A 25,879-nucleotide genomic window follows, 5' to 3' on the forward strand; every position below is an offset into this window, starting at 1 on the left:
ACGTTTGTCGAGCGGACTTACGTAAATTGGCAGCATTCGATACCGAGTGGTTAGATCCCATGTTTACATCGCCACCAGGCCCAGCTCAAGCCTTTAAAAGAGCGGAGAACGCGATTCAGATCTCGATCGTGATTCCGTTCTTGAATGAGCAAGATGTCTTGCCAATCTGTCACTCGAAGCTGAAAGAGATTCTCGGCGAGCTAGTCCTACCGTATGAGATCGTGTTCGTGGATGACGGAAGCACGGACAGAAGCGTGTTGTTCCTGACTGCGCTGATTCAGCGAGATCCTAGAGTTCGAGTGGTACGCCTGAGTCGGAATTTCGGGAAAGAGGCTGCGATGAGCGCTGGCCTGGCGCATGCGCGCGGTGAGGCAGTGATCATGTTGGATGCCGACCTGCAGGATCCTCCGGAATTAATTCCGGAAATGGTCAAGGCATGGCAGGACGGATTCGATGTCGTATCGATGCGCAGGCGGAAGCGTGAGGGTGAAGGTTTCGCGAAGCGTTTGTCTGCTTATGCGTTCTATCGAATCATGAGTCGCTTGAGCCGGTCGAGGATACCCGCAGACACCGGCGATTTCAGGCTTATGAGCCGTAGGACGGTAGAGGCCTTGCTCCAATTGCCAGAGCGGTGTCGCTATATGAAAGGTCTCTATGCTTGGATTGGGTTCCCGACCAAAGTTATCGATTATGACCGCGCGCCCAGGGCCGCCGGCAAGACCAAATGGAATTACTTTGCGCTATTCGGTCTCGCCCTTGAGGGCATCACCTCATTCTCGACCGCTCCGCTGCGGTGGGCAACAGGCATAGGAGCGGTTGTTGCATTGATAGGTGGCACGTTCGGCCTCTGGATAATTTTTAAAACTATCGTTTTCGGTCATGATGTGCCTGGCTATCCATCACTAACAGCCATGATCACCCTCTTAAGTGGAATTCAGCTTCTGACGATTGGGCTATTGGGCGAATACGTTGGCAAGGGGTACATGGAGACGAAGCAGCGTCCAATCTTCATAGTGCGCGATGTGATCGAGCAAGGCACCGAGATGGCCTCACGCTACATCGGGATTCGAGCGGAAAATGCAGTCGAGGGCTAAATGGTTTTTCTTGGGGCTGGCGGCCATCGCCATCGCTCGGCTTTTTTCAATGGCTGCGATGCCGCTAATCGACACGTCAGAGCCGAGATACGCTGAGATAGCGAGACTGATGGTGGAAACCGGAGATTGGATCACTCCTTGGTTCGAACCTGGAGTTCCATTCTGGGGAAAGCCACCGCTCTCATTCTGGAGCCAAGCGATGGGGATAAGGCTCCTTGGTAAGTCCGAGTTCGCGGTTCGATTCCCCTCATTCCTTGCGATGGTTGCGCTCGTAGCAATGCTCTACCGTGCGACGGCTATCTTGGTCGATCGACAGGCGGCACGGTGGACCACGCTCATACTGTCTTCCATGCTCCTACCGCTCGCCGCGGCCGGCGCGGTGCTCACGGATTCCTTCTTTGCGCTAGGGATCACCTATTCAATGTTGGCGTTCCTTGTCGCGCCGACAGCACTTACACCTCTCTGGCGCTATGGCTTTTTCGTGGGCATGGCGATTGGTCTGTTGTCGAAAGGGCCACTCGCATTCGTCCTAGTGGGGATAGTCCTCGTTCCTTGGCTTGCGCTTTGCCGCGATCGTATGGCGCACCTGACCGCTCTTCCTTGGTTCAAAGGCACGTTGGTGATGCTCGCGCTGACGGTTCCTTGGTACATCGGCGCGGAGATAAAGACCCCCGGATTTCTTCAATACTTTTTAGTAGGTGAGCACTTCCTGCGATTCGTAGACGCGGGTTGGCAGGGAGATCTGTACGGTACTGCGCATGAGCGACCCTTGGGCAGCATTTGGGGGGAATGGCTACTAGCTTCGTTCCCATGGGGCTGGGGCGGGATTCTACTAGGTGTATGGATAGTCGCTAATGCCTCTCGCAGGGCACGGGCGCTTCAAGTTTGTCGGTCGCCGGTTTTCGGGTACTTGGCGCTGTGGGCCGTTGCCGCTCCGGTTTTCTTCACCTTTTCTGGAAACATACTTTGGACGTATGTGTTGCCCAGCCTGCCAGCTTTTGCGCTGCTTCTTGCAATGCTCGCCAAAGGACTAATCCCTGCAGGAGTGGCGCCGCGTCTAGTCCGGTTCTTGGCTGTCACGGGTGCTTTGGTGCCGATAGCGGCAATTTGGCTCGGGCTGGTCTCGCTCATGGCGCCTACCAAGCTAAAAACGGAGAAGCAATTAGTGGCCGTCGCCAAGTCTCAAATGAGCGAAGGTCAGAAGCTCTACTTTGTGCATAGCCGTCCTTTCTCCGCGCGTTTCTATTCGGACGGCACGGCAGAGCTAATTGTTCCAGGCGAGTTGGAAAAGCTGTCCTTGGCGAAGGGCGCATATGCTTTCGTGGCAATTCCAAAGGGAAAGGAGTCTTCAATCGAGGGAAGCGTTAGAGAGCGGTTGGTGTCGATCTATAAAAGTCGTCGCTATACGCTTTACAGAATAAATGGCTAAGGCTTTGAAAGCGCTATATCAGCGCACCTTTGCGCTTCTTGGTCGTGAGCCCGTCGGGTCCCGCCCACGGTCTCGTCTGCGGGTTCTGCACGTGAGCCTGTCCAGCGGCTTCACTGGCAAAGAGTTGCGTATCCTCAACGAAATGCTCGCTATGCGTGAGCGCGGCCATATGCTCGAGGTTGTTTGTGCAGCAAGGTCTGAGCTAGGGCGGCGGTCCCTAAATCACGGCCTTACAACGCACTACATTGAGGTGGATGGGCTGATTGCTTCTGCAATGATTCCGTTTCGCATCGGCGGGATAGTGCGTGGAGGAGACTTTGACGTCGTCAACACTCATTCGGTGGCAGATGATCTGCGCGCAGCGCTGTTCGCGCGCATAGCGCGTACACGATTGGTGGTGAGAACACATCACCGGGAAAGTCGGCAGCGCGTTCCGCGACTCCGCAACGTGGTGAGCGATCGTGTGATTACCGTAAGCACTTACCAGCGCCAGCGATACCTCGATCGCGGGCATATCGAGCAGCGTGTGCGGACTATTCCTACAGGCCTGGATGTCCAGTGTCACAACCCAGTGGCGCCTTCGATGCGCCAAGAACTCGGCATTCCCGAAGATGCGATTGTCATTGGAAACGTTGCCGACGATCGGGATGCGCAAGGGCTTCGAATTCTCGTCGAGGCGATTTACTCATTGATGGAGGTTCACCCAGCAGTTCACCTAGTGCTTAGTGGCCTCCATGAGCCCCGACTCGGCCAACTAAGGAGACGTGCGCTCGAAATTGGGTTGATGGGAAGAATCCACTTTCCAGATTCCTTCTTTTGCGTTCGTGACCTGTTAATCGCGGTTGATATTTACGCAATGGTACCGGAGTATGAGGTATCGGGATCCACGTTTGTCGAAGCATCAGCGTGCGGTGTACCAGTTGTTGCTACGGCAGTTGGTTGTTTACCGGAAGTCATCGAAAACGGTGTTTCGGGATATGTTGTACTGCCTTTTGATCGGCTGATACTCCGTTCGGTAATCGGTAAGCTGATCGTAGACAGCAGACTGCGCAACCGCTTTGGCATCGCTGGACGAGCGAACTTTCTGCTCCGGGAAAGGTTCAGTGCGGCGACAATGGCTGAGGCTATGGAGGATGCCTATCTTGGCTGGCTGAACCGGGCGCCGAACAAAGCTGGTGTTGGTCGGTGATATTGGAGTTAGGATCCTCACGGATCACTCCGGACTGACTCTAGTCCTGGCGGGCGGCAAGGGCGATGCGCTAGTGATGCTTAATGGCGTCGTGGCGAGGGAGGTGCGCGCACGAGCTAGCAACTCCTGATCGACCGCTCATGGCCGAACTCAGCCGGTCACGACCAGCAGCTTGGTCAGCCGCAATCGGCACAGGTGGTCAGTTCAACCGGAATACGCACCTACCCGGCGGTGCACCGTTGCCGGAGCCAAGGCGACGCTTAGGAATGTGATTTACGTCCTGTCGCCGCGAGCGCTTCAAGTCCAAATTGGACGAGATAAGGCGCCGGCTTCCCTTCGTCCTCTGCCAAGTAGTAGCGCATCATCCGCACCGACACCCCGAGACGTCGCGCGGCCTCTTGCTGGCTCAAACCTGCCTCGTCCAATAACCGCCGCAGATAGTTGGGATCTGGATTGTGGCGCTCCACGTTGGGACTGGAAACCAGCACTGCATCATTATCCTGCTTCATGTACTTTCCTCGCGATATCCGGGGCCGAGATGACCAGACTTTTGTAGGCCGCGCCAGCTTCAGTCTTCGAAGTCGCAGCGGTCCAAACAATTCGTCAATGCGGCGAGCAATCCTGCTAACTCGCCCGCCATTAAAGCAAAGCTCGCGTCGAACATCTCTTCATCGTCCCGCCCATCAGAGGGCAGATCCTTCTTAAGAACATCCAGGGCCCGCAGGCGGCGCAAAGTCAGATCCTCGGTCAACATGAACGAGATTTTATCGGCCCACGTCATCGCCAGCTGCGTGCATTGCTTGCCTTGCTCGATGTGCCTTCTGGCGTCGACGGTCTCGATTGAATGCCGCACCCATCGAATTGCGCCCTGGCCGCGCCCCCGCGATCGCAGCTCTGCATCCTGATCAATCGAGAACCCATGGGGTGCCTCCCCTTCGAGAACCCACTCTGTCATTGCCAGACCTGGCGCGGTCTGGACTTGCAACGGCTCGACAGCAAACGGGTCGACAGTCTTGCTGAGAAGCGACAACACCTCATCCGCGCGCTTCGAAGAAGCAGTATCGACAACCAGCCAACCATTACGGCGATCGATCCATACATCGGTATCGCGCATTTGAAGAAACGCCTTCGGAAGAAGCTCCTCCAGCACACGGTCCTTGATGTCCTTCAACTGTCTCCGCCCAGGCTTGTACCCTTGGCGATGCTCGATCAATGCTGAGACCTCCTTAACACGCTGCTTCACCACAGCGGGAGGTAGGATTCGTTTAGCCGTCCTCATACGTATAAGCCAGTTGCCCCCCACGTCACGGGCCCTACTTTTGCCCGCGCCAGCGCGAAGCCAACCTCGCCCTTCACGCCCGCTTTCAGGCATCGCGAAGGCCTGCCGGCCGAGCTGCTCCTCCAGTACTTCGGTGGAACTGGCGATGTCTTCCTGCGCTCTGTAAAGATGGGCATTCTTGAAGAAGATATGGTTCATCGAACGCGTCCAGGTTGCGATACTCGCTGAGTCGACCGCGCTTCGCTCCAAACTGCGCGCACGTACCAGAAGAGCCAATGCCCGCGCCGCCATGCGGTCCTGGTGGCTAGAGTGCGCTGCCTCGATTCAGCCGCACATACCCCGACGCCGTGGAGCTCTGCCAACCTCGCCATCAATTCAAGCATGCGCCCGCGTCCGTCGTGCTCCCGGTATGCCACGTACATCGACTCCACTCCCGCGCGCCTCCACGCCGCCAACAGCCCCGACAAATAGACGTAGGTCGATGGCGCAACGAAGCGGAAATGACGCGCTCCAACCTCGCGCATGCAATGGTCCAGCGGCACGTGAAGCACGCCACGAAGCCGTCCGATCGACGCAGCATCGCAATCACGGTATATCAATCGCAAACTCCACATCAGAGCGAAGCCCTCGATGCGCGACAAGCGCTTTATCGACGTCAGAATCTGCGACTGGCCTACGCCAATCAACTCCACCCCGTGAATGAAATCGAAGGAGGTCCAACTTGCTTTGGTGAGTTTCACGTTTTTTCCTCCACGCACAAAGATCCACCGGTTTCACCGCGACTGCGGCACGTCGCCCCTCAATCAGGCGAAACCGAGCAAAGAAAGAGTGTTTCTGGCCACTGAAGCGGCCCAGGCCCGGGGAGGCCAGCCTTCAACTTGCGCCCCCGGGTATTTACTCAGGCAGCCCTCCGCAGCGCGGATATCGCTTCGAACGCCATAGGCGGCGGATTCGCATTTCCAAGCATGTGCAGAGCCACCGCTTGATTCGCTGGAAGGATGTAGCTCTTTTTGAAGCCCATGGCCGCTCTGTTCTCAGCAATCGTGAGCATGCGCATCCTATCCCCGTCCACTACCGCCCAACGTGCGCGAGTGGTGACAGTGCCCAAGGGGCGATCGAGCGAGCGCCCGGTCAATCCCGACCCGGATCCGTAGTAGGGCATCACGAATCGCTCGCCGAAAGCGTGTCTTGCGTTACGAACTCGGTCGAGAGTTTTTTCTGACCGCCCAGGACGCTGGATGAGCGACCAGCTTCCCGCTTCGAAGTCAATCACCTCGCCGATCGCACGATGCTCGCGTTTCGGGGACTTCAGCTTGATGGGATGTCGACTGCGCGTCCCCACGATCAGAAGACGCTTTCGATGCTGCGGCACACCACAGTCCGCGGCGTCCCAAATCATCGGTGACAACGTATAGCCCAGTGCGGCCATGGCGGCGCACCACGCGGGATACAGAGCCCATTGTGCGAAGGCGGGTACGTTCTCCACTAGAACGAAAGGCGGCCGATGGCATTCGACGGCCGACACTACGGCCCATGCCGTGGCTCGCGCTGCGTCGTGATGCGGCTTGTCCTTACCCCGTGCAGGTGTGTGCCCCGTACACGCAGGCGAGGCCATGAAAAGGTCGTGCGCCGGAGCCTTGGTCCAGTCGGCCTGGTGAACGTCCTGGCAGATATGCGCTGCTTCCGGGTGATTGGCTGCATGAGTATCCACAGCGGAACGCCAGTGGTTGGCGCACCAAGTGACCTTGATGCCAGCCATGCGCGCCCCCTCTGTGTTTCCCCCCATTCCTGCGAAGCAGTCGATCGCGGTCTCCATGATCGTCACCTCAAACAGCGACACGCACGGAACGCACGGCATAGCCCGCACCCTGGACCACTTCGCGAGCTCGTTCAGCATCCTCAGCGGCCGCGTCGACCCAGATGCGATGACCGACCTCCACCCGAAAGAGTCCCTTGGAAACCGGCTCGCCAATTCGCGCCGCACAACCCGCGAACTCGGTCACCTTCTCGAACGGAAACAGCTGAAAAAAGGGGTCCGCCAAGGCACTGTCGCGATAGGCCATGACAGACTTCACTTGGTCGGTGTTCAAGCCCACCTCGGCCTGCAAGAACTGCGACATCTCCTCGTCGCTCGAAACGTCGTTATTGCAGAGTTGATCGTTCACCCATTGGCGCTGCACGTTCAGCAGGGAATCTAGGCAAGCAGGGATGGTCGTTGCGGATTCAAGCATTACTTTCTCCAGGGTCGCGGCACAGACCTTACATTCTTCGTGTCTTTATTTAAATCACCCTGTCATTATATAGGCAACAATTGCCTACCAAGACCATAGCCTGTAACAGGCATCGCGCGGCAATAGGGTCATCGCGAGGACTGTGTACCGAAATCGTTTACGCGTATGCGGCCCAATCAGCACACCGGAAGATGCGCAAGGTGCCATGCACAATCCCAGCCGCCTCGCAGGTCGCGATATACGCCTCCTGAGCCTGTTCAAGAAAATCGGCCCTGTAGACCACTTCGCGGCTCTGGGTACCACCCGGACCAAGGTCGACGACCTTGAACCGGCAGGTGTGGCGCAGCCAGCCATTGGTGAGCGCCCCCGCGAAGTGAACCGGGCCCAACTTGCGGTCATCCATGCCGCCCTCCATCCCCTTCCGCAGCTATGACGTACTCCAGGGCAGCTGTCGGTGGTGCATCGATGATGTCCTCCAGCCAGAGGTTCTGTTCAACGTACTCCAGCGCTCCACGTAGCGAAGCGAAATCCAGAACGCTGTCATCAGCTCCATACACGAGACGGGCAAGCCGCGCACACCCGCTCTTCGGCGCATAACGCAGTTCCCACGCGCACGCCTCGGGCTGCGGATGGCTCACCGAGAATCGCACCCACCCTCCCTTTATGCGCGTCATGGCGGGCGCGAAGTAATTGATGGCCTTTTCCAAGCGCTCAACGGCCCCTTGCTCTGCACGGTTCAGCCCGAAGCTAAGGACAAGTTGTTTTGTGTCACTCCAAGTCCCGAAGACATGTAGTCCCCACGACTCTGCGATGGCGCTGAGTGCCTTGTAGAAGACCATGCCGCCTGTTCCATCCGACCTCATAAGCTCGGCCAGATCCGGCGTACTGCCCCATTGCCGCAGCTGCGCCCACGCGATTTCCTCCTGCACCGCGCGAACCACTTCGCTCGCTCGATCCTCTTTCCGCTGGGCTTGTGTCGCTTCCTTCTTTGCTATGGCCAGCTTCAGTTCCGCCTGCGCCAGACGCCGCCGAAGCGCAGACATCGAACTATCCAAACTCGTTTGCAAATCGCTCTCCCAAGGTGTTGATTCCGAAAGGCGGCGAAGCGCCCCCAGTTCTCCGGCATCCCAGCTTTACGCGGCTAGTCCTGCACAGGACGCCATTGGATTTCCGAGATCGGATCGTCTCCGCGCAGTAGAGCCCGCGCGTCCCGCAGCTTTGCAAGGATCGCCCCAGTGTTGTCGTTCTCATCACGCACAAAGGCAACGCTATTGAGCAAATCGATAGCTGCGCTTATGGCGTTGTCCACCGTTACATCAGAGCGATTCCGGACATCCGAATACGCGTGAGGCGCACCGCTCATAATCTCGGCCACTGCCCCTCCTGCACCGTTGTGCTTCGGTCCATAGCCTTGTTCGCGTGCAATTCGCAGGGGGGCAGGCGCAGCCAGCACGCGCGCTGCGAGCTCGAAGCTGCTGTCGGCATGCCGCAGGTCACCAGCGAGCAACAGGAGCGCTCGTTCGTCGGTGAGGTTGAACCCGTCCGCAACCCATTCGGGGGCCACATCAAAACGGACGATCCAGGTATATGGTTTGATCTTGTTCATGCACGAAGCTCCTGAGCTAAGCCGAAGGCTGGGAAGCGCGATAGTCGGCCCAATCCTGATACTCGCCGGTGGGCAACTCATTGGTGACGTCGCGATCGGCCCACGCCTCGAACGCCGCGCGGCTGACGATGGGGTATCGACTGCCGCGCCGCACGGCAGGCCCGTCGTACTGCACTTGCCCAACGGATCCGATCCACTGAACCGTGCGATCGTTTACCAGTCCGCCACTTTCGGCGGGCCGCTTTGCGCGGTAGGTGCGCCTAACTTTTACGTCCATGGTCATTCCTTCTCTGTCAGGCCTGGTTGTCCAGGCCGGGGACCCTTTGCATGGAAACCTTGCGGTCGTACTGTCCGGCCAACTCGCCACAATGGCCGTGCCAGGAAGACTCGCCTTCGCTGGCAGCATTGCGCAGATGATGAGCCGCTTCTTTCCATTCACCGGCCGCGACGGCCTTCCATACCAACTTCATTCGCGTGATCTGGTCGTCGGGGCAGGACATCAAGAGCTCGTATGCGGTAGACACGGCCTTTCCTTTAAAGCTGAGCTTGACGACGAGGCGACGGGACGGGCACGAGCGAGCCGAAGTCGTCCATGATCCCGGGCAGACAATCGCCTTGAGTTTCCCGGGACACTGTCGCCCATGCCAGCCAATACCGGCGATCGCGATTGAGACGGTCGCCGAACATCCCGCCGGGCACGTCCTCGCGGTAGGTGCCGCCTATACGGTCCTCGGTCTCGATCCTGCTCCCTCCATCGTCCTGCTGCTCACCTACGTCCTCTACCAACAATGACCAGCCGTCCATGTCAAACGAAAGCTCCACGCGCTCGCCATGCTGATTCTGGACGCCCACGAAGGTGTGCATTTTGATGAGCGCCTCTACATCCTCGTCCGGGATGTTTGCGCTTTGGTACATCAGTCCGTCTGGATAACGGGTGGTCTGTACCACTACCGGCTCCCCATCGACGAACCAGCGACCGTTACTGCCTTTTTCAATCACCATGATTTTTCCTTTCTGCCAATACCGCTAGAAGCGATCACAAACACCTTGGCACCCGAAGGCCGTGCTATTTGTCGTAAGCGCTACTCAGGTGGCCCGCGTACTCGCGCATGTTCTGCGCGAGCAGACGACGGCCGTCGTCGTCTCCACGGGGCGAGGACGCATCGGCGCACATCGCGCACGCCAGCGCAAAAGCACTGACCGCATCCGCCGCCGCATCGAGCTTCTTGGCAGCGACTAGGGCCGCCTTCTTGCGCGCCGTGACGGCGCGGCCTTCGGCTTTGTCTGAGTTCATAGTCAGCCCTGCGGATTTCGGATGTTGCTGCGAATGGAGTCATAGACCCCGACGACGAGCTCGGCGCGGAAAGCCTTGGCGCGATCGCTCTGGCCGTCGCGCAGCTCCTCTAGGAGCGCGCTGGTGTGATCTCGCCACGCGACCACGCCCGCACGGATGTACGCCTCTTGCTCCGCAGCGCTCATCGCGTCCGGGATCTCTCCGCTTTCCCTATGGCGAGCGTGACTTGCGCGGAGGAAAGCCACAAGGTGATGAAGGGCGTTCGCATCGAGGCCAAACTGCGACGCCATCTTCTGGACTTCTGCGTTCCGGTCCATCAGGCTTCCTCTCGTTCGTCGTAGGCTGCGCGCAGCGCGTCGTAGCAAACAGCGAACCGGGACGCGGCACGACCGCATGCGTCCGGAAACTCTTCCCCGCTTGCCACACGCTCGATCAGCTCGGCCAGCGCGGCGTCCAAGCCGCCGCCCATGGCGGCTCCCGGGAGCGGCAAGCCGCAGCTGGCAGCGTATTCATGAGCCGGCATGCGCGCGACCACTGGAAACTCAGCCGCCCCCCACTGGCGCGGGTCGTTATCCGAAGCGACCTTATCGGCTTGGCTCTTCGTAGCGAAACCATCGCGGACCTTTGCAACATTGACCGGCGCGAGGCTGCCGACCTGGCGGGTATGCGCCGGGACGGTCACCACAAACACGGGCTTGTTTCGCATCTTTCGAAGTGTCGAGATAAGGATCATGGCGGATGCTCCTGTGGGCGGGATGCCAGCGGGCGACCTACAGGCAACCCGCCGAAAAATTAACATTTGACGATGGTTTATTTAAACCTCCCAAACATTATATAGGCATCTATTGCCTACCATGACCGCAAAGTGTTACTTACCCCGGCACGCGGTCGCAGCTGGCCGCTGCCTTTCCTTTTGCGCGGTGCCGTACCCGTGGCGACCATGGGGCGAATTTGCTCGTGGGCACGTTAGGGCGCACACGTACCCACCGGGCAAGAGGAAAAGGGGTCGACGGCGGCAGGCTCGGTCGGGGGCACCTCCGCCCCCGCGCCATCACATCAAGCAGAGCAAGAGATCAGAGTTTTGCTCTTCTTCCTTGCGCGGCGCTGCGCAATCCTCGCGCGTGGCATCCTCCCCTTGGCGCGGAGAATCCTCTTCCTCCTCGTCGAAGTCGCCCTCTTCATCGTCGTCCGGATAGTCCTCACCGTCGTCCTCGTCGGATGCGCTCTCGGCGATAGCACGCGCAAGGCTGTAGGAGCCGGTGTCGTCAAAGAAGACCAAAGCTCCGTCGAGAACGCATTTGACGCCCCTTACGCTGACGACAAGGCCCCGCCGGTCTCCCCGCTCCAGCGCCCCAGAATCCCAGGCACGGCATTGCTCCTCATAGGTGAAGGTCTCGCCTTGCCATTGCGACAGCGGCACGAAGGACCATCCCTCGCATTCGCTGTATTCCCCGCAGTGGAACATCCCGTCGTTGACGTACCCTCGCCCGCCGTAATTGAAGGTCGCCACGCCCGCCGGCCCCTTAGGGCTGTAGGCGATCTTGTCCGCGCTATACGCGGGGGCCCATATCTGCATGGGCACTTTGTGGCGTTGCAGGTGGTCGCGGTAGCTATCAAGGAAGACCAAAGAGCGCCCCATGTGGAACACCAGTTCATGGCGAGTCTCGCCCCAGCGGGTCAGCACAAGGCTGCCGAATCCGTCGCAATGCAACGCCGTGGTGCTGTAGTGCCTTGCAAAGCGGCTTTTCGCGCACTGGCGGGGGTGCGCTCCCGGCTGCGCCATCACCGCGCGACAATGCTCTTCGAAGGTGGCTATCGCATCTTCTGCCGCGTCCAGGGGAATTGCGGGCGAGCGATCACGGCACAGGAGGCCGAACACAGCGTCTTCGCGGCGAAGCTCGCTTAGCAGGCATTCCACCCCTTCTGCGTACATTGCGCGGACCGCCTGAGGAATGTCATTGAACCCCTGCGCGACGACCTGCTCCAGCCGGACAATCGCGTCTTCCAGGGGCAGAACTTCCCCCAGCCACGTTCCGGGAGCGGCTGCGCGAAAGACTTCTTCGGCAGCACCAAGATCAAAACCCAATTGCGACATATGACCTCCAGGTGAGTTGCATCTGTTCGGCGTAGCACGCCGGTACAGTGAAATGATATAGGCAATGGTTGCCTACCTGGATACTCGTTTGTTTCGCTGCGCTTGGGCAATGTGCATAGCGCAAAGCGCATGTCGGTTTGCGCTGTGAAGTGGCCCGCCGCTATGCACTAGGCCGGGATAGGAATGCATCCAGCGCTTGCACTGCGTTGACGGCAATGCCGCGATGGTTTCGTCCGTCGTTCATACGAGCCGCGATCGCCTTCGCCATGTCCCGCGCGAACCGGGTGGCATAGGGAGGCGACACTTCACGCGGTCGGCAGACGCATTCATCGGTCACGTCGAATGCATACGAGCGCCCGGCGCATTGCACGATGTAGGCCAGCTGGGTGCCCGTACTGAGAATGTGGCGGCGCACGCGCAGCGCCTCCACCCGCGCGTCATCGAGAGAACATGCCTTTGCCATGATTCTTCCCACCGCATGAGCACTCGCAGCGCATGACCTTTCCTCGGGCGGTCATGCACCGCGCATCGCACTCATGGCGCGACGGGAAAGCCTTGTATTCGATCATGCGGGTTACCGGCAGCGGGTCACCGCCCCCGGCGACGGCATATGCAACCCGCATCGAAAAGCCGTCATAACGGATTCCCTTGACGCCCGGAAACTTGGCAGCGAACTCGGCATTGGGCATGCCGAACATTCCGCGTCCTTGCAACGCGACAGTATCTGCGCCGTGGTCGTAGAAATACCTGATATTGGCCATGAAAACACCCTCGCTATATATAGGCAACTATTGCCTATTATGAGGATCCTCATGGCCATTGTCCGCCAGCGCTTGTAACTACGCCCCTCGCGCGGGGAGACGCGTGAGCATGAGGGCATATACCCTCTGCTGGACCATCCTGGACACCGAAGCGCCCCCCGGCGCGAATCGACCAGACTCTTCTTTTGCCCAGGCCTTGATCTTCGCTCTCGCCGCGGCCTCGGTGCCAACTAAGCGGACAAGAACGTCAAAAAGCAGTTTGTCCATGGACACAAAGCTTGGCCTGGTGCCACCGCTGCCGCCCCCTGCGGCCACCGCAGCTGTGCGCTGGTACTTGATGCGCACGAAGCCTTCCGTCTCCTGTGCTGTCGTCGCGCTCATCAATGCCCTCCATTTCCAGTATTGACGCCCGCTCGTTCGAGATGGGCGCGAGCCTGCGCCAGGCTAGCACTCGCTTGATCGAGCGTTTGCCCGGGGTTTGAAGCAGAGGATTTGATCGGGGCTTTGGAACGGGCTTGAAGGAGCCCGTCGAGCTCCTCAAACAGGCTGCCCTGGCGCGGATTAGCGACCGCCCAGTTCACCGTGTGCATGGCACGCGTGATCGCAACGTAGACCAGCCTACGCGCTTCGTCTCGCTGCGATTGATCGTAATCACCCAATCCCGCCAGCTTGTACAACTGGGTGCGAATGGGATGCGGAGCAGGAGCGGAAACGTCGCCCAGTATCGCGGCATGCTCGGCCTCCAGGCCCTTGGCGCCATGAATGGTGAGGTACTGGCAACGTGGGGTGCGGGGCTTGACTTCATCGAGGACTGTGTTCGTTCTCGCCATCACCATACCGTCCGCACCCAGCCCAGCGAGAGCGCGATAATCCGCGGCGTCGTCGACCTTTGTCATGCTCACGGGCATGCCAAAGTCTTTGGCCGGGCCTTTGGCGACCGCCGGCGGCTTGCGAAGTTTGTAAGCAACGCGCTCAAGCATCATCTCGGCAGTCTGAACGATTTCAGAGGATGAACGATAGTTCGCCAACAAGACAAGCTGGCTCGGCTCGAACCCTGGCGAGAAGTACTTTGCGAAGTCGATGAAGAAGTTGGGCGACGCTCCACGCCAGCCATAAATCGATTGGTAGTCATCGCCCACGACCATAAACGAGCTGGGCAGCTTCGGATTCGAACTCCGGTCGGTCGCCAGCTGTCGATCGCGGAGAGCGCGGATCCACTTCACGAAATTCAAGGAGATGTCCTGAAACTCGTCGATCAAAAGATGACGGGAGTTACGCAAGGCGTCCGCTGGCAGCCGCGCCATGCCTGCGGCGCCCCCAAGCTGCGCAAACACCTCGCCCGTCGTCGTCATGCCGTTCGCATGAACTTCCTCCGTAAACGCGGGCCAGAAACGGGCCAGCCCGTCCACGAACAGCCTGTCCACGCCTTTGAGCGCGGGCGCAATTTTGACGCAGGTCTTTGCGACATCGAGCCCGAGGCATTGAATGAACTGAGCCTCTGCCCAGAATGCCTCCAACACCCAGCGAGGTTGGAACTCCCCTTCAAGCTGCACCTGAAACTGTGGGAAGCCGTGGAACGCTCCTAAGGAGTATCGGACTTGCTCGGCAAGGTGCGCCAGCTGAGCGGGCTCTGAGATCCAGATTATGGGCATCGTCGCCGGGATATCTTGCAGATATCCAACCTTAAAAGCGGAAGTCACGGCCATGGCCATCGTGTCGCCCCCGGTTGAGAATCGTCGGGGCGGCTTAAGCTCAGCCACTTCTCGTGGTATCCCGAGAATTACGCGCGGGGCCGGCTGGCCTGGGGCCGCCAGGCTGGGCACAGTCGCGTTGGAGTACCAGGGGCCTATGGCCGGATTTGCTCGGGCATATGCTGGGTTTCTACCCAAGTAAAACGGTTCGACCTTGAACGCAATTCCGCTTGCATCGAGCTCGGAGCGGTATTTCTCGCACCATAGTTCGTAAATTTCTTGCGTCCGGGCCTCATCGCGCGCTTGGTTGAGCTTGACACGCGGCACCCGCTTTTCAGCCTCCCCGGCTCTGGGCTGTGCGAACAGAAAGGCCCTTTCAAGCCCGATGACCGCCTGTTTGAAGGCCGCGTCAGCATCCAGCAACTTGCCGCCCACCTCACGCAAAATCTCGGGCAAAACCGGCAATTCATCGAGCTTGGCGATGGGCGCGAACGGCGTATCTGGCGAGTCCTCATCATCAGTAGGCGCCCCCGGTTCGCCGGCGCCGTCCAGCATGTGCGGGTCTTTGACAGGGGATTTTTTCGGTATCCGGTCCGCGGTGTTGACGTTCAGGCCTGCCGCCCGCGCCTGGCGGAACGCGAGCGAGTGAAAGGTGCGTACCCTCGCTTCGATCAGCCGCTTGCTGATGGTTGGCTCGAAAAGCTGGGCATTAGAAAGCAGCTTTTTGATGAAATCGTCTCGCGACTTGTTCGTGAACGTGACGACCGTGATCTCGTCCCAGGCCGCCCCCAGGTAATAGCGAAGCACGATGACGCGTAGCGCAAGCGTCGTCGACTTCCCAGAGCCAGCCCCGGCCGCCACGCGCACGCATGTCGATGGCGTAAGGATCATCTTCCATTGCTCATCCGAGGGGAGGGCTCGGCCTGCTCGTTCGAGTCGGTGACTGAGTTCAGCCCGTATTTCGCGCTGCCTTTCGGCTGCCAACAAGCTCGGGGGTGGAGGAGGAGGAGGAGGAGGAGGCACCACAGGAGCGACGATCGGCGTAGGCGACTGTGCGCCCCGCTCCCCTCCCAAACTCCCCGCCAAAGGTTGCGCTCGCGGCGCAGTTCGCTTTTCGACCCGCTGAGGCTCTTTCCGGGTGCGATCCTTCCAGAAGTACGCGCCCCCGGCGCAAATAGCCACAAGGGCAAGCGCAGCTGCGCTGAGTTCCAACCAAATCAACATTGCCTCCTGTAAACCCGGCGGGTTATTGCTGGGTTGTTTTGATGTCCAAATGGGCCGCCTCGCCCACGTCCGATCCTTCAGGCGCTACGCGCGCCCCCTCGTAAAAAACCCGGTGGGTTTTGTTTGGGTTTCACCCGGGTATCCGTCTGGATACCTACTCCAAACCCGCAGGAACACCGGCTTCCCGCATTCCAATCACTACCTCCTCCAGCCTTGCGTAAAAAACCCAGTGGGTTTCGAAAACTATCCCAGCGGCTTTCACGAATGCGCCAGAGGCCAATCAAGCGCCCTCATCCATGCCTCTTCCCGCTTCAAATACCCGATCAAAAACCCAGCAAAAAACCCAGCCGGTTTGTCCTGGGATAGCGGCAGGTTCAATCCGGGTTTTTGCTGAAATCCGAGCTCGAACCCGAGGCAAAGCTCCCAATCCCATTACCAATCCCAATCCCATATCTTGACTGGCTACGCCAGTGTCAACGCCGCTTCGCGCCGTCGACGTGCCCGTGATGCCGGTGGACCGCCCAAACCCCGAGCCCCCCCGCTCAAACGCCCGCCAAAGCGGATATCGCAAGCCTGGTGGGGCGTTCCGCGCACGCCCAAGGGGTTGCATACCCCCTTCCCCGACGACGCCTTAAATCGATTTCGATGCACAAACAATTGTCGCCAACCCGCGCAAGTGCAAAACAGGGAGCACCGGGCAAAAAAAGCAGGTCCAGGGCCGAGAGAAATCTTTTCCCCTTGCCGGGCAAGGGAAACCTGACTACAGGACGCCAAGAAGCGCATTTGCACAATGAAGTAGGTTGGCCCGGGGTAGGTATAACCTATTATCCCCATGAGGCCAAGACGAGCAGGCAAGAACCAGCTTTTGGAATGTGCAATCCAAAATGGGAACTTCTAGGGAAGACGGGAGAGGAGCAAGGGGCGGAAGGTATCGCCACTGCCGAGGCACGATCCAATCCAGCAACAGCGTATCCCACGTGCAGCGGGACGCATGCCCTGGGATGCCACTGTGACGCCTAGCCGCCTGAAAGCCGTTAACAGACGACAGTGATCAATGGTGGATAGCCAGATGACTGCTGGCACAGCATAACGTATAGGGCCGCTAAGCTGAAGGGGAAGCCAAGGCCCTTGGCTAGGCCAGTAGAGCCGTGACAGTAGGCTGTGGCCAAGCAGCGGTGTCCGCCTGCACCTGCCTACCCCCATCAAAGCGCTGCGCCGCTGAGTGGTGCCCTTGTGTGGGGGTATGGGTAGCTCTAGCGATCAGCATATGGGTAGAGAATGCCTGCGCTGTGTGTATGGACGTCGCGTAGTTGGGAGTCAGCGTAGCCAGGCATCCGTACGTGCGCATCCTCTCCGCGGCAGAGACCACTGAAGAATCGCCCATAAGAGCCAAGGCCCTTTGACCCTCGCAGAGGCGGGCATTTGCCAGGGAATTTGCTAGGGGATTTGAAGTGGTGAAAGCTGGAGAGAACTCAGGCGCCGTTGACCAGCACGACGAGGGCAGGCCCGGCCAGCTACTGATGCGCCGTTGGCATCACCTCAGGCCTAGCCCTTTGACTGGGGATTTGCTGCGGGACGCTGGATCTTATCCAGCATGGACTCCATTTCGTCGAGCCAATGCAATGTGGCTGGCAACAACCCGCCAACCCCAGAGGAGAAGCGTTGCAGCAATGTTCCTATCCTCGCGCGCTTGTCGAGTAATCGATCGACCTCCTGACATACCTTGGACACCGCTTCTGAATTGGCCTCGAAGTCCTTGGACCGGCGCCGGCTTCGGGAAGCAGTCCCTTTCCGCAACGCGACCGACCACCAAACGCTCTCGTTGTTCTTGCGCAGCCATTTAACAACCTGGGGCGTCAACGTCCTTCTATCCTCGCCCTCCCCCCTGACACCCACGAGTCGCCATTCGACGCGAAGCTTCCCGGGCAACGCCGGCTGCAAGGCGTCCAGCAGTTGGTCCAGCCTGCGCAGGGCATCATCTATGCGGACGATCACTTGTCTCATGTCTTCGACCCGCTGCGCAGCGTTGTCGGCGGCTGTTCGGTACGTATTCATCTGACGGACCCTCGGGTCCCTACTAGGTTAAGCAAACTGTGACCCCCTCGTTCCCGTACTAGCACCTTTCCCAAGCAATATTTAGCCATCCTCACCGGGGTGTTGGGAACCCCCGGACCCGAAATTCCGGCCGCGAATTTGCCGCAGGAAATTCCCATTGCAGTATGACTAATGACCATTGGCCAATGTGATCGTCACCTCATGACTCGGCCTCAGCAGAACCCGACGGTCAACACCGCCAAAGGGGTGTCACCCCCTCCTGCTTCACCGGCGGGACGGGGTCCCCCCCCCGGGTCAACGACGCCATGATTACGCCCGAAACTCCCGCTCTCGGGCCACTGCGCTTGGCGCCCCGAGAGCGGCGCTCTAGGGAACTCAGACGCTCCACCGCGAGATGTCTTCGACTTGGCTGGGATCGGATTCCAACCCAACCCATTTTGTCGAGGTATCACTCATGTTCAAAACGTCCGTTTGCTCTTATCCGGACAGAGGAAGCTACGGCAATAGCCGTTATCGCGGAAACTGCTCAGGACACGTCATCAAGGATTTCGTTGAAACTTACCTTCCAAGGCTGGATGGACTGTTTGCCGATCCGAGCATCGGCAGCGGCACGAGCGCGCACGTGGCTGCCGAGTTGCGCGTGCGTTTCAAGGGCACCGACCTGCATCAAGGCTTTGATCTGCTCCGGGACGACTTCCGCGCCTTTCTGGGCGAAGATGCGGCAGCAGTGTGGTGGCATCCTCCGTACTGGGACATGATCCACTACAGCGGCTCGCAGTGGGGGAATGTGCCACACCCGAGCGATATGAGCCGAATGACTTTGCCGGATTTCACCGAAGCCCTGGCGGTATCGTTGATGAACATCCACGACGCATGCGCTCCAAATGGACACTACGGCGTGCTGATGGGAAATCTACGGCGAGAGGGACGCTACTACAACCTATCCTCGCTCGTTGAACGCATCGCACCAGGCCGGCTAGTGGACGAGATCATTAAGCTCCAGCACCAATGCAGCAGCGACCGAAAACACTACGCGAATTCCTTCGTGCGGATCGGCCACGAAAAACTGTTGGTGTTTAGGAAAGCCGGCGTCCGTGCGTTCAGTATGCTCGTCCGCATTCAACGACGGGTCGACAACATCGTTGCTGCGACGTGGCGATCCGCGGTCCGGCGCGCGCTCCACGGTCGCTCGCCCGTTCCACTGGATCAGATCTACGCGGCCATGGAGCCCTATGCGATGTCCCGCGAGAATGTCCACTGGAAGGCGAAGGTGCGCCAAGTTCTCCAGGACGAACGGTTTTTCGTCCGCGTCTCCCTCGGCGTATATCAGCTCGCCTAAATGGCAAATGCCTACTGACACTTGTCAGTAGGCATTTTTTTGTCTGTACCGGACCACAAAGGAACTACGAGCAAACTTACCTGAAAATATCGGCAGCGATGAGGTCGTCAACGAGCTTGTCGCCCGTCATATGACGCAAGTCAGGAGGAAGAAGCCCCTCCGCTCGATCAGACTCAGGCGCACGAGCTGCGGCATCCCCTGCTCCAATGATGAGGTAGCCTACTTCGCCAGTTCCCAGGTCACTGTTCGGAAGGGGGACGACCGATACAGTCGCGTGCCGGCTTTCAAGGTCAGCCACCAATCGGTGCACCTCGCGCGCGACACCCTCCGACGTCGCACCGTTCCGCACGACGTACTTCAGCACGGTAGCCACATGGGCCTCCTAACAGAATTTTCACCGATTGTAGACCTTGCTGGCCGCTGGGCACACCAACAACTGTAACCCCGCTGCCACCTTCAGATGCCGATCACTTAGGACCACTAGGATATCGCCGATGTAACATTCGACAATACAGGAGAGCCCAATGAGCGCGACAAAGGACGTGAGCATAGAGCGAGAGATCGACCCCCAGCGGGAGTTTGCCTTGGACGGATCCTTCGCTTCGTCCGAAGCCGAGGGATTCCATCACGGTTCAGTGACTGAAGTGGGCGCGGAGTCTGCGTTTGGCGGCAAGGCGCGTGCATCAACGCGGGCGTCAAAAGAACCGGAGGATGACGAGAGCGCACTCGCTCGGGCCCGCGCCCGAGAAGACCTCGTCGACGAAGCCAGGTCGTCCCTTGCTAAGAAGTACACCGCCGAGGCGAACAAACTGGTCGAGGAAGGCCAGAAGCACCGCGCAGACGCATCTCGTCTTGTAGCAGAAGTTCCGCGCATCGCCGCGGAGACCCAAAGGCTGCACGCTGATGCACAGCGGTTACATGCAGAGACCGCGAACACGAAGGTCGATACCTTGCAAAAGAAGTTTGGCATGGTAGTAGGACTCGTGCTTGTCGCAGTTTTTCTTGTCATTCTCGTCACCACCGCGCTTGGCCGCGACAAAGATATCGCAGCCAAGACTGGTCAGTTTCGAAGCGACGCGCACGACAGCCGAAAGGCATTTCAAGAGGATCTTGCTAAACGCATGAGGCAATAAGCAGCACATACCGACATCCCCTGGATGTCGGCTTTTTTTTACCCACGCTCTCGAAGTGAACGCAACGGAGGCAAAAAAAAGCCCCGCAGTTTGCGGGGCATGCTTGCCGCGGTGAGTCAGTCGCGTTTGGGCCGAACATTACGACCTTGCTGACCGTCAAACAGCCGGCCCCCAGGCGCATCCTGTCTACTGGGCGAGCTACCTTCGGCATCCTGCGGATCAGAGGACCAGACAACCTCGCTTCTTTCGAACGATCGAGGTGCCGCAGCGGCCGCGCCAGCGCCCAGCCCACCACCGATTTCTGTTCCGGCGGTGAGATTACGTGCCATGGGCACTTGGCTTCCCCCCCCTTCGGAGGCCGACGATGGTCCCATTGTCGTCGTCTGAATGGGAGTCGCGCTGGCTGGAGCAGTCGGACGATCAACCGCGATAGGCGCAGCGTCCCCACGAAGCTGCCCATCGAACACCGGCGCCGCTACCGGCGTCTGTACGGGACTGGCGCTGGACGGACCATTCTGACGATCACCCGCGATGGGCGCAGCGTCCCCACGAAGCTGCCCATCGGCCACCGGCACCGCTGCCGGCGTCTGTACGGGACTGGCGCTGGACGGACCATTCTGACGATCACCCGCGACAGGCGCAGCGTCCCCACGAAGCTGCACATCGGCCACCGGCACCGCTACCGGCATCTGTACTGGACTGGCGCTGGACGGACCATTCTGACGATCACCCGCGATAGGCGCAGCGTCCCCACGAAGCTGCACATCGGCCACCGGCGCCGCTACCGGCATCTGTACGGGACTGGCGCTGGACGGACCATTCTGACGATCACCCGCGATAGGCCTGGCGTCCCCACGAAGCTGGCCGTCCACTGGCGGCGCATCACCGAATGCCCGGCCCGAAAGGTATGCTTGAGCTCGTGCGACTGGATCGGAAGCAGGAACCCCCGAAAGAGTTTCAATGACCCGCCCCGTCAGGTCAACATCCGCTGCACGAGACCCGGGCGCCGCGTTCTGGCCTTCATACCGAGCGTGGTTAGCTTCCTCCAGCGTCTCACCGCGTCTCACGATAGTCGATCCTTGATTCGAACTTTGCAGCTGTTGTCGCAACTGGTCGCCGGTCATCGTGTCAGGCACTCCGGCGCTCCGGTAGCTGGCGTCGCCGCCAGGCCCAACGCGGCCGGTTACGTCAGGCGGGGCGAGCGCCTGCACGTCACCTGAGACGCCTCGCAACGCACCGGCATCGAAACCAGCGCCGATCCCAGTCGCACCTGCAATCACGTCGACCGCGCGGACGTACCCGCCCTGGTCATACTGCCGCAGCGTCTCCAGCTTTGCCCATTCCTCGGAGCCGGCACGATTGGAACCAGCCTGGTCGGTGAGTTGCCTATAGGTGGTGTTGGTCACCGACTGAAGCTCTGGACGAGCCTCAACCAGCTTGTTATGCAGGTCATCGATAGTTGACTTGACCGGGGCATACGAATCGTTCCTCTCCAGCAAATGCCCGTTCTGGCTGAGGCTCAACGTGAAGCCCGCACCGATTCGACTGCCAGCGGACTCCGTGCGCGCATAAGTCTCCATTTCAGAGCGCGCGCGCGACACGGTCTCAGTCACCGATCCGGTGGCCGACCTCACATCGCTTGATTCCCAGCCGTCGCTTCTTTGCACTTGATGAGCCGCGTCCGACAATGCTCCCATTCGTATCGTCGTGGCGGATGAATTTGCGGCCATGGCCGCGCGGTTTATTTTCTCCGACTCTTGCTGCGTGATAGTCTCGGTGTGCCGTTTCCCATCCGAATCGGTCCAGCTGACCGATCGACCTGCGCTCACACCGCCAACCATCGGAGCGCTGAATCCCAGCTTTCCGTCCACGCTGGTTCCAATGCTCTTGCTTTGCTCACGGAAGATCGCATCTGCCTTCTGCTCCGTCATCCCGCTCTCGATGAGTCGCTGCTTGAACGTCTGCTGAGCGGCCATCTGTGCGCTTTCCTCACCCGTGGCAACTGTGTCCCGTACAGCAGTCGATGTACTGCTGCCTGACTTGAGCCCGAAAGCAGTCGAGTGGACCTGGGCCATCGCATCAGCAACTGACGCTTGCGCCTGCTGAGTCTGCTGCCACGTACTCTGCTGCATGGCCGAAAGGTCGTTACCGACCTGAATCTGTCGGTCCGCCGCATAGGACGAAGCGCCGCCGGCGTGCATATTCTGTGTGTACGCCGGCGTCACTTGAATGGGAGCGGAGTTCTTAACGGAGTCGGGCGCAACCTTATCCTCGGACACGTAGTCCCGCCCGGACATGCGTTGGGCCATACCGGCCATTGCATACGGGGAGCCATAGATGATCGCCATCGTCAGCAACGGAACAGCCGCCATTAGATCGGAGGCATATGCAAGGTTGGTGCTCAACGTGTCGTACATCACCGCATCGAAATTCTGCAACGTTAACGCGTTGAGCGCGTACTGGCCCATCTTCTCGACCACGGTGAGCTGGATGAACCCATTAATCACGGCCGCGAACGGTAGCCAGCTGAAGACCCATGCACCGAACTGCATGAACTTCGCCATTGCTCCAAAACAACGGGCGCCCGCAATCAAGCCGTACAGGAAAACAATGACACCGAACGCGTAGTACAGCATCTGCATATACGTCATGCCGGTGAACATCGTCTTCTGAAAGCCGCTACCAGCCGCCGTCGCGTCCACCTTGTACTTCTCCATGGCGTCGCTTTGCATCATGGTGCACTCATTGAATGCAGATGGGCTTGTGGCAGCAAGTCGGCATCGATATGTGTCTGCGGTTGCATTGCGAAGCAGCGCGTTCAGCATAAACTGTTGCGCCGACTGGCCCCATCCTGCCCCAAGCTGCATCAGGGCGTTGTAGCTGTTCTCCACGTCCGCAACCGTATACGAAGATTGCCCGCCCGCTCCCAAGCCGACCTTGGCAGTCTTCATGTTCTGATTAATGAGGGTGTTCAGAGGAGACGTGGATAGATTGGCATTGGCGAAAAGCAAATCGACGCGCGATCGCAGTGCTTCTGCCGCCTCAATGCACGACATTGCAACGCCAGCTTCGATATTTCCAGTGCCGTCGTAGTTGATGTATCCGATCAGCACGCCACCCCGTTTGGAGTTGTCCAAGAGATAGTTGAAATAGTCGGGAACCTGCTCCGTCTCTGTGCTGTTGACGGCAGAGTTTGGCGAACAATAAAGCACGAAATTCTTCCAGGTAGCGACCATCGCCGGGTCGGCCTTCTCCAAACCGCCACGCATGGTGAAGAGCAGCGCAAGCGGGGTAACGAAGCCATTCTGCGCCACAGTCATGTAGCTACCGCTCACCGTCGAAAACGAGGTATCCACGGTCTCCAGGACGCCGTAGCTAAGCTGACTGTAGAGTGCCGCCGGAATGCCAAGCACCGCGGGCACGTTATCAACCGCACGAATACTGCCGTCATACACATTTACCAGCTGGTTGCGGATCGGCAATCCGGCAGCGGTTAGCGCCAACACGATGATCACAGCGCTCTCGAAGATGCTGTGCCCTCGATTGACAGTGCTTGGCATGTACTGGTTCATGTGGAACCAGGCGCCAGAGGCGATCGCGAGCAACCCGCCAAGCACCGCTGCGCCGGTAATGAGGCCTGTATCGTTGAACGCCATGGCCACGCCATTGAGCGTGGCATAGAACATATCGAGCGGGCCGGTCAGGTAGGTAGTAAAGGTCGCCATAGTTCTCAATCCGCTTGGACGTCGTTCTTCGAAACGGGGCGCTTCACTGATGCCCCAAACCTCAGCCGCCGGAACAAGAGCGACGCGACGAGCACACTTGAAAGCGACGTGTACACAATGAGCCAGACGGCCAGTGCGATAAAGCCAGCGAAGCCCGCCCACGGCAATACGCCTACCTTTCCTCCGGAAAGAGCGAACATTACGCAGCAAAAGATGCACGTCGCGACAGCAATGACGCCGGGCACTGGCGGGAGTACGACTGTCAGCACCCGAATCAGCCAATCGCTTGTCGCCGGCGCGTTCACGGCGATATCGAGGGAATTCCGCGGGATCATCGATAGTTCCTGAAAATGGCCGGGTTGAACTTGACCAGGATGTCCGAGTACTCCTTCGCCTTCATCACTCGGTCCCACTGGATAGCATTTTCCTCGCGCATCTGACGGACTTGGTCGCTCAGTAACCGTTCGCGAGCCTCGATCACTGGCGGCATTGTCGTTTGGTCCTTACCCGAGAATGCTTGGCGGATGGCGCGCAACGCAGCGTCCCCATACGAAATCGTTATTTCGTTCACGATCAATGGCTCAAGTTGCTTTGCGACTTGAGTCATTGATGCCGTGTTCTGTTGGGTTGCGACCAGAAGGCCTAGGAGAGGCGCCGATACCGCGTTCAGTAGAGCTCGCTGCTGCGCCGTGAATCCGCACTCGTTCCGCGTGCTTTCGCAACTGTTGATCTTCGCGATAATGGAATCCGCATACACTTGGTCCTTCGCGCCAAGCGTTGAACCGTACAGCAGCTTCGCGACGTGTTCTTTCACTCCCGTGAAAGACGATGGAACCGCTTCAAGCGTCACCGTGGTGCACGGCCCATCTGGAACCCGGTCAGCCGTGCTGTCGTTGTATCCACTAGCTGGACAACGCAGCATTTCCAGCCGGCTCGCTTGGCCCTCCTTGGCTCCATCACGGATGTTGTAAAGGTCGACGGTGCCCGCCCGAACCTGGCCAATGGATTTTGCGCTATCGCTGTCAGAGGAGTCTGCTCCGACAACGACAGTACCGGAAAGCGACATGACGAATTCCTTCGACGCCTTTCGCGTGGACTCGCCCGTCAACAGATTGCCGAACTCGTCTGCCGCGCCAGAGTTACCCAGCGCTTTCCACACGAGATTTCCGGTCTCCGTAATGGCGTTCTTGTCCGCGGCCTCCTTCGACTGGCGATTCGCGCTGCTGAAAAAGCCTTTGACCGAATCGGTGATGCTCGCCACCCGGTCGACAAAGCCTCCGCTTCCTTCCGAGTTTTCCGCGGAGAGCGACTCCTCTGAAGCAAACAACGCCTGCTTTCCCCAGTTCACGACGGTGTGGGCAAGAGCGCAGGTATTGCGAAGGTTCTGCATCAAGCTTTGCAATATCGACTGAAAGTCGCCCATGATCTTGCCGAGCGCAGGGTTGATATAGTCGATCGCCGCCTTGAATGCCACGCCGATTGCGTTCGCCGCGATTTGCCGAAGAAGGGCTTGCAGCTGTTCGCTATTGATGAACGAGAACGAGCCACCATAGAGATCTATGCCACCACATCCAGCAGCGAGCCTCGGCGGGTCAAACGCGATAAGGTTTATCGGACGAACCGGAGTTCGCACACCGATCCCCCCACCGACAAAGCCATTGCGTAGCTGGCTGTTAAACGACCCAGGTGCGGTCGCATTCGCAAACATGCCATCCAGCTCAGAGCTCAGCGAGG

The 25,879-nt window shown here is 59.1% G+C and carries 27 protein-coding genes; 5 read left to right on the forward strand and 22 right to left on the reverse strand.

Annotated features, from left to right (window positions below; genetic code table 11):
* Positions 1–26: 26 nt before the first annotated feature.
* The 3 genes from LN047_RS21100 (at position 27) to LN047_RS21110 (ending at position 3,712) form a co-directional block, all read left to right on the forward strand.
* Entirely contained in the window at positions 27–1,094 is a 1,068-nt protein-coding gene (locus tag LN047_RS21100; protein ID WP_373980101.1) for a glycosyltransferase family 2 protein, read from the forward strand.
* A gap of 109 nt (positions 1,095–1,203) precedes the next feature.
* Positions 1,204–2,523, forward strand: coding sequence for an ArnT family glycosyltransferase (locus LN047_RS21105; protein ID WP_373982168.1), 1,320 nt, complete (start codon positions 1,204–1,206; stop codon positions 2,521–2,523).
* A 91-nt stretch (positions 2,524–2,614) separates the two neighbouring features.
* On the forward strand, positions 2,615–3,712 hold the full coding sequence (locus tag LN047_RS21110) for a glycosyltransferase family 4 protein (RefSeq protein ID WP_373980102.1): 1,098 nt from the start codon (positions 2,615–2,617) through the stop codon (positions 3,710–3,712).
* Positions 3,713–3,972: 260 nt separating this feature from the next.
* Here the strand turns inward: LN047_RS21110 and LN047_RS21115 are convergent, their stop codons facing one another.
* The 19 genes from LN047_RS21115 to LN047_RS21205 all read right to left on the reverse strand — a co-directional run bounded on the left by LN047_RS21115 (position 3,973) and on the right by LN047_RS21205 (position 17,948).
* Positions 3,973–4,221, reverse strand: a complete 249-nt coding sequence (locus tag LN047_RS21115) for a helix-turn-helix transcriptional regulator (RefSeq protein WP_076515777.1) — start codon at positions 4,219–4,221, stop codon at positions 3,973–3,975.
* Positions 4,222–4,280: 59 nt separating this feature from the next.
* Positions 4,281–5,189: a recombination-associated protein RdgC gene (locus tag LN047_RS21120; RefSeq protein ID WP_373980103.1), complete on the reverse strand. Its 909-nt coding sequence runs from the start codon at positions 5,187–5,189 to the stop codon at positions 4,281–4,283.
* Positions 5,186–5,731 (reverse strand): hypothetical protein, encoded by a 546-nt coding sequence (locus LN047_RS21125; RefSeq protein WP_315138509.1) that lies wholly within the window; start codon positions 5,729–5,731, stop codon positions 5,186–5,188. The genes LN047_RS21120 and LN047_RS21125 overlap by 4 nt, the downstream gene beginning before the upstream one ends.
* A 158-nt stretch (positions 5,732–5,889) precedes the next feature.
* Positions 5,890–6,807, reverse strand: coding sequence for a DNA cytosine methyltransferase (locus LN047_RS21130; protein WP_373980104.1), 918 nt, complete (start codon positions 6,805–6,807; stop codon positions 5,890–5,892).
* Positions 6,808–6,817: 10 nt separating this feature from the next.
* Positions 6,818–7,222: a hypothetical protein gene (locus tag LN047_RS21135; RefSeq protein WP_373980105.1), complete on the reverse strand. Its 405-nt coding sequence runs from the start codon at positions 7,220–7,222 to the stop codon at positions 6,818–6,820.
* Positions 7,223–7,379: 157 nt separating this feature from the next.
* Positions 7,380–7,625 carry a hypothetical protein gene (locus LN047_RS21140; protein ID WP_156902720.1) on the reverse strand — a complete coding sequence of 82 codons (246 nt, stop codon included), beginning with the start codon at positions 7,623–7,625 and terminating at the stop codon, positions 7,380–7,382.
* Positions 7,618–8,265 (reverse strand): hypothetical protein, encoded by a 648-nt coding sequence (locus LN047_RS21145; protein WP_373980106.1) that lies wholly within the window; start codon positions 8,263–8,265, stop codon positions 7,618–7,620. The genes LN047_RS21140 and LN047_RS21145 overlap by 8 nt, the downstream gene beginning before the upstream one ends.
* Positions 8,266–8,363: 98 nt before the next feature.
* On the reverse strand, positions 8,364–8,828 hold the full coding sequence (locus tag LN047_RS21150; protein WP_241137740.1) for a hypothetical protein: 465 nt from the start codon (positions 8,826–8,828) through the stop codon (positions 8,364–8,366).
* Between the two features lie 16 nt (positions 8,829–8,844).
* On the reverse strand, positions 8,845–9,105 hold the full coding sequence (locus LN047_RS21155; protein ID WP_373980107.1) for a hypothetical protein: 261 nt from the start codon (positions 9,103–9,105) through the stop codon (positions 8,845–8,847).
* A 16-nt stretch (positions 9,106–9,121) separates the two neighbouring features.
* Positions 9,122–9,352: a hypothetical protein gene (locus LN047_RS21160; RefSeq protein WP_373980108.1), complete on the reverse strand. Its 231-nt coding sequence runs from the start codon at positions 9,350–9,352 to the stop codon at positions 9,122–9,124.
* 10 nt (positions 9,353–9,362) lie between these two features.
* Positions 9,363–9,830: a hypothetical protein gene (locus tag LN047_RS21165; RefSeq protein ID WP_076515791.1), complete on the reverse strand. Its 468-nt coding sequence runs from the start codon at positions 9,828–9,830 to the stop codon at positions 9,363–9,365.
* Between the two features lie 64 nt (positions 9,831–9,894).
* Complete coding sequence (locus LN047_RS21170; protein WP_076515793.1) at positions 9,895–10,122, reverse strand: hypothetical protein; 228 nt, start codon at positions 10,120–10,122, stop codon at positions 9,895–9,897.
* 2 nt (positions 10,123–10,124) lie between these two features.
* On the reverse strand, positions 10,125–10,439 hold the full coding sequence (locus tag LN047_RS21175; protein WP_092578880.1) for a hypothetical protein: 315 nt from the start codon (positions 10,437–10,439) through the stop codon (positions 10,125–10,127).
* On the reverse strand, positions 10,439–10,855 hold the full coding sequence (locus LN047_RS21180; RefSeq protein ID WP_373980109.1) for a hypothetical protein: 417 nt from the start codon (positions 10,853–10,855) through the stop codon (positions 10,439–10,441). The genes LN047_RS21175 and LN047_RS21180 overlap by 1 nt, the downstream gene beginning before the upstream one ends.
* 318 nt (positions 10,856–11,173) lie before the next feature.
* Positions 11,174–12,217: a hypothetical protein gene (locus LN047_RS21185; protein ID WP_373980110.1), complete on the reverse strand. Its 1,044-nt coding sequence runs from the start codon at positions 12,215–12,217 to the stop codon at positions 11,174–11,176.
* Positions 12,218–12,377: 160 nt separating this feature from the next.
* Positions 12,378–12,680, reverse strand: a complete 303-nt coding sequence (locus tag LN047_RS21190) for a hypothetical protein (protein WP_131728189.1) — start codon at positions 12,678–12,680, stop codon at positions 12,378–12,380.
* Positions 12,655–12,978 (reverse strand): hypothetical protein, encoded by a 324-nt coding sequence (locus LN047_RS21195; protein ID WP_054470945.1) that lies wholly within the window; start codon positions 12,976–12,978, stop codon positions 12,655–12,657. The genes LN047_RS21190 and LN047_RS21195 overlap by 26 nt, the downstream gene beginning before the upstream one ends.
* Positions 12,979–13,358: 380 nt before the next feature.
* Positions 13,359–15,560, reverse strand: a complete 2,202-nt coding sequence (locus tag LN047_RS21200; RefSeq protein ID WP_373980111.1) for a UvrD-helicase domain-containing protein — start codon at positions 15,558–15,560, stop codon at positions 13,359–13,361.
* A 1,878-nt stretch (positions 15,561–17,438) separates the two neighbouring features.
* Complete coding sequence (locus LN047_RS21205) at positions 17,439–17,948, reverse strand: hypothetical protein (RefSeq protein ID WP_279972458.1); 510 nt, start codon at positions 17,946–17,948, stop codon at positions 17,439–17,441.
* 454 nt (positions 17,949–18,402) lie between these two features.
* Between LN047_RS21205 and LN047_RS21210 the strand changes: the two genes are divergently transcribed.
* Complete coding sequence (locus LN047_RS21210) at positions 18,403–19,287, forward strand: DNA adenine modification methylase (protein ID WP_373980112.1); 885 nt, start codon at positions 18,403–18,405, stop codon at positions 19,285–19,287.
* A gap of 76 nt (positions 19,288–19,363) precedes the next feature.
* Here the strand turns inward: LN047_RS21210 and LN047_RS21215 are convergent, their stop codons facing one another.
* Positions 19,364–19,660: a hypothetical protein gene (locus LN047_RS21215; RefSeq protein ID WP_054470940.1), complete on the reverse strand. Its 297-nt coding sequence runs from the start codon at positions 19,658–19,660 to the stop codon at positions 19,364–19,366.
* A gap of 151 nt (positions 19,661–19,811) precedes the next feature.
* Between LN047_RS21215 and LN047_RS21220 the strand changes: the two genes are divergently transcribed.
* Positions 19,812–20,420, forward strand: a complete 609-nt coding sequence (locus tag LN047_RS21220) for a hypothetical protein (RefSeq protein ID WP_373980113.1) — start codon at positions 19,812–19,814, stop codon at positions 20,418–20,420.
* A 116-nt stretch (positions 20,421–20,536) separates the two neighbouring features.
* Here the strand turns inward: LN047_RS21220 and LN047_RS21225 are convergent, their stop codons facing one another.
* A complete protein-coding gene (locus LN047_RS21225; protein ID WP_373980114.1) occupies positions 20,537–24,145 on the reverse strand; it encodes a conjugal transfer protein TraG N-terminal domain-containing protein in 3,609 nt (1,202 codons plus the stop codon).
* A gap of 331 nt (positions 24,146–24,476) precedes the next feature.
* Complete coding sequence (locus LN047_RS21230; protein ID WP_279996641.1) at positions 24,477–25,853, reverse strand: conjugal transfer protein TraH; 1,377 nt, start codon at positions 25,851–25,853, stop codon at positions 24,477–24,479.
* Positions 25,854–25,879: the final 26 nt, after the last annotated feature.

Origin of the sequence: Achromobacter sp. JD417 (assembly GCF_041879325.1) — a bacterium.
GTDB lineage: Bacteria > Pseudomonadota > Gammaproteobacteria > Burkholderiales > Burkholderiaceae_B > Achromobacter > Achromobacter mucicolens.

Excerpts from the sequence above, each read along its gene's own strand:
- LN047_RS21105 (WP_373982168.1), top strand. The coding sequence starts at position 1,204 with ATGGTGGAAACCGGAGATTGGATCACTCCTTGGTTCGAACCTGGAGTT.
- LN047_RS21115 (WP_076515777.1), bottom strand. The coding sequence starts at position 4,221 with ATGAAGCAGGATAATGATGCAGTGCTGGTTTCCAGTCCCAACGTGGAG.
- LN047_RS21120 (WP_373980103.1), bottom strand. The coding sequence starts at position 5,189 with ATGAACCATATCTTCTTCAAGAATGCCCATCTTTACAGAGCGCAGGAA.
- LN047_RS21130 (WP_373980104.1), bottom strand. The coding sequence starts at position 6,807 with ATGGAGACCGCGATCGACTGCTTCGCAGGAATGGGGGGAAACACAGAG.
- LN047_RS21135 (WP_373980105.1), bottom strand. The coding sequence starts at position 7,222 with ATGCTTGAATCCGCAACGACCATCCCTGCTTGCCTAGATTCCCTGCTG.
- LN047_RS21140 (WP_156902720.1), bottom strand. The coding sequence starts at position 7,625 with ATGGATGACCGCAAGTTGGGCCCGGTTCACTTCGCGGGGGCGCTCACC.
- LN047_RS21145 (WP_373980106.1), bottom strand. The coding sequence starts at position 8,265 with ATGTCTGCGCTTCGGCGGCGTCTGGCGCAGGCGGAACTGAAGCTGGCC.
- LN047_RS21150 (WP_241137740.1), bottom strand. The coding sequence starts at position 8,828 with ATGAACAAGATCAAACCATATACCTGGATCGTCCGTTTTGATGTGGCC.
- LN047_RS21155 (WP_373980107.1), bottom strand. The coding sequence starts at position 9,105 with ATGGACGTAAAAGTTAGGCGCACCTACCGCGCAAAGCGGCCCGCCGAA.
- LN047_RS21165 (WP_076515791.1), bottom strand. The coding sequence starts at position 9,830 with ATGGTGATTGAAAAAGGCAGTAACGGTCGCTGGTTCGTCGATGGGGAG.
- LN047_RS21170 (WP_076515793.1), bottom strand. The coding sequence starts at position 10,122 with ATGAACTCAGACAAAGCCGAAGGCCGCGCCGTCACGGCGCGCAAGAAG.
- LN047_RS21175 (WP_092578880.1), bottom strand. The coding sequence starts at position 10,439 with ATGGACCGGAACGCAGAAGTCCAGAAGATGGCGTCGCAGTTTGGCCTC.
- LN047_RS21180 (WP_373980109.1), bottom strand. The coding sequence starts at position 10,855 with ATGATCCTTATCTCGACACTTCGAAAGATGCGAAACAAGCCCGTGTTT.
- LN047_RS21185 (WP_373980110.1), bottom strand. The coding sequence starts at position 12,217 with ATGTCGCAATTGGGTTTTGATCTTGGTGCTGCCGAAGAAGTCTTTCGC.
- LN047_RS21190 (WP_131728189.1), bottom strand. The coding sequence starts at position 12,680 with ATGGCAAAGGCATGTTCTCTCGATGACGCGCGGGTGGAGGCGCTGCGC.
- LN047_RS21195 (WP_054470945.1), bottom strand. The coding sequence starts at position 12,978 with ATGGCCAATATCAGGTATTTCTACGACCACGGCGCAGATACTGTCGCG.
- LN047_RS21200 (WP_373980111.1), bottom strand. The coding sequence starts at position 15,560 with ATGATCCTTACGCCATCGACATGCGTGCGCGTGGCGGCCGGGGCTGGC.
- LN047_RS21205 (WP_279972458.1), bottom strand. The coding sequence starts at position 17,948 with ATGAATACGTACCGAACAGCCGCCGACAACGCTGCGCAGCGGGTCGAA.
- LN047_RS21210 (WP_373980112.1), top strand. The coding sequence starts at position 18,403 with ATGTTCAAAACGTCCGTTTGCTCTTATCCGGACAGAGGAAGCTACGGC.
- LN047_RS21220 (WP_373980113.1), top strand. The coding sequence starts at position 19,812 with ATGAGCGCGACAAAGGACGTGAGCATAGAGCGAGAGATCGACCCCCAG.
- LN047_RS21225 (WP_373980114.1), bottom strand. The coding sequence starts at position 24,145 with ATGGCGACCTTTACTACCTACCTGACCGGCCCGCTCGATATGTTCTAT.
- LN047_RS21230 (WP_279996641.1), bottom strand. The coding sequence starts at position 25,853 with ATGTTTGCGAATGCGACCGCACCTGGGTCGTTTAACAGCCAGCTACGC.